2 protein-coding genes and 1 pseudogene are annotated in these 2,257 nt (G+C 74.6%); 1 reads left to right on the top strand and 2 read right to left on the bottom strand.

Translation table 11 applies throughout. The features are described from left to right. Together B7767_RS30555 and B7767_RS30550 are read right to left on the bottom strand one after the other, a co-directional pair. Positions 1 to 433, bottom strand: a pseudogene (locus tag B7767_RS30555) (hypothetical protein); the annotation flags it as partial. A 64-nt stretch (positions 434 to 497) separates the two neighbouring features. After that, positions 498 to 1,727, bottom strand: coding sequence for a PP2C family protein-serine/threonine phosphatase (locus B7767_RS30550; RefSeq protein WP_373408251.1), 1,230 nt, complete (start codon positions 1,725 to 1,727; stop codon positions 498 to 500). A 108-nt stretch (positions 1,728 to 1,835) separates the two neighbouring features. On the opposite strand from B7767_RS30550, the gene B7767_RS30545 reads away from it, so the two are divergent. Then, a partial coding sequence (locus B7767_RS30545; protein ID WP_085574975.1) for a hypothetical protein occupies positions 1,836 to 2,257 on the top strand: 422 nt, incomplete at its 3' end.

Here is a 2,257-nt window from a genome sequence, read left to right as displayed (position 1 = left end):
CGGTCGCTGGGCGCGCCGCGCCCAGCGACCGCCAGGTCTCCGGGTCGGCGTGCAGGTCGAGGAAGAGCGTCGTCGCGCCCGCCGGACGCAGCCGCAGCTCCTCCCGGAACCAGTGCCACGGCAGCCCGGTGTACCGCACGGTGGGCGCGGTCGTCCGGGCCAGCGCGAGGTGCGGCAGCCGCTGGCGGCGGTCGAGCTGGAGCTGGCCGGTGACGTACACGGTCAGCGGTCCGGGCGCCGCGGCGGCGGCACGCAGCCGGGTCAGCACGGCCTGCGGTTCCAGCGGGTCGGCGAGTTCGACGACGTTCGCGGTCTCCGCGCCGGACAACACGGCGGGCGGTACCGCCGCGAGGACCGGGAGCACGGACGCCGCGTCCACCAGCCGCCCACGGCCCAGCGGCGAGGCCGCCAGCAGCAGCACGGTTCCGGGCATGATCCCCTCCCCCTGTCGATCACCTACGGCAGCACGGTAACCGCTGCGGCTGCGAAGGGTGGTGTCAGTAGGGTGAACGTCCCCCTTCGGGGCCTTCGCCCCCCGGTGCGCGGGACGGGCGGGGCGCGCGGGTCCGTCGTACCGCGAAGGCCGTGGTGTCGTCGGCCAGGCGCCCCCCGCTGTGCCGCAGCGTCCCGTCCCGTACGAAGGCGACCAGCCGGCCCGGCGCGACGACCCGCGGGTCCGCCGCCACCGCCCGGGACAGGTCGTCGGCGAGCCGGTAGAAGTCTCCGGCGCCGTCCCGGGCCTCGGTCACCCCGTCGGTGACCAGCAGCAGCGTCTCGTCGGCGGCGACCGGCACCCGGCACACCGGCGGCGATCCGGCGGCGAGGTCGCGGCAGCCGATCGGGAGCCCCCCGCGGGTCGGCAGGGACCGTACGCCGTCGGGGCCGACGGCCAGCGGGGGCTCGTGGCCGAAGACGACGGTGTCCACGACGTCGGTGCGGTCCGCCGGGAAACCGAGCAGGACGGCGGTGGCGAACCGGTCGGCGTCGTCCCGGCCGAGTGCCGTGGTGTACTCGCGGTGCCGCAGCATCCGGGTCTCCAGCCGGTCGGCGACAACCATCAGGTCGGCCTCGTGGTAGCCGGCCTCACGGAACGCCCCGAGCAGCACCGACGCCGTCTCCACCGCGCCCAGCCCCTTGCCCTGGACGTCACCGACGAGCACCCGGGTGCCGTGCGGGCCCGGCTGGATGTCGTAGAAGTCGCCGCCGACACGGGCCTGGGCGTCCGCGGTGAGGTAGATCCCGGCGTGCTCCAGGCCGCCCCAGCCCGGCGGCAGGGGGCGCAGCACGGTGCGCCGTACGGTCTCGGTGACGTCCCGCATGTGCAGCGTGCGGCGCTCCCCGCGCACCCGCACCATGCAGGCCAGCGTGGCGAGGACGCCACCGGCGGCGACGAGGATGAAGTCGGGCAGTCCCGCCCGGAACTGGTGCGGCCAGGCGCTGTCCACGAGGGTGTACGTGACCATCGCGAGCACGGCGAACAGGGCCGTTCCCCACACCCCGCAGATCGCGGCGGCGATGCCCGGCACCAGCACGATCCAGGAGACGGTCCGGAACTCGCCGCCGGTGTTGTAGTCGATGAGCGCGATGGCGACGAGCAGCAGCAACGGCGGCACCCAGGCGACGCTGCGGCCCCTCAGCCGCAGCATCTCGTGCCGGTGCACGGCGTCGCGCCGGCCGGCCGGGGGGTACCGGCCGTGCAGCTCGTGTCCCCCGCTGCCCGGACTCACGGCCCCAGCGAAACACGGCGCCGTGCGGCCCGCATCCGGTCTCCGCTTGCCGACGGGCCCGGGGAGGTGTCCATTGGTGGGACGGGGGCGAGAGAGAGGAGTGCTCTCATGACGCACACGGCACCCCGGCCCCGGGGAATGATCGAGCCGGCCGGCACGACCGACGTCTTCGGCGCACGGACCCACCGGGTGGCGAAGGTCGTCGTACCCGTCCTGCTCGGAGTCGTGTACGGCTACTGGGTGGCGGCCAACCGGCGCTACGGCGGGCCGATCACCGTGGAGAACTTCCTGTACGGCTTCTTCGCCGGCCTCGTGTTCTCCCTGCTGTTCATCGCGCTCCTCGCCCTGGCCCCGAAGGTGCGGCGCGAACTGCACGCGGTGCTCTGGGCCGCCCTCAGCGGCAGCGCGCTCGGCTTCCTGGTCATCCAGGCCCCCAGCCCCGGCGTCCTGCGCTCCACGATCCTGGGCCTGGTGGTCGCGGCGGGAGTGTTCGCGACGATGTTCTACCGCTACTACACCCACGAGGACGC

It is taken from the genome of Streptomyces sp. 13-12-16 (assembly GCF_002114215.1).
Classification (GTDB): Bacteria; Actinomycetota; Actinomycetes; order Streptomycetales; family Streptomycetaceae; genus Streptomyces.
This window is presented reverse-complemented; position numbering and strand designations above follow the sequence as displayed.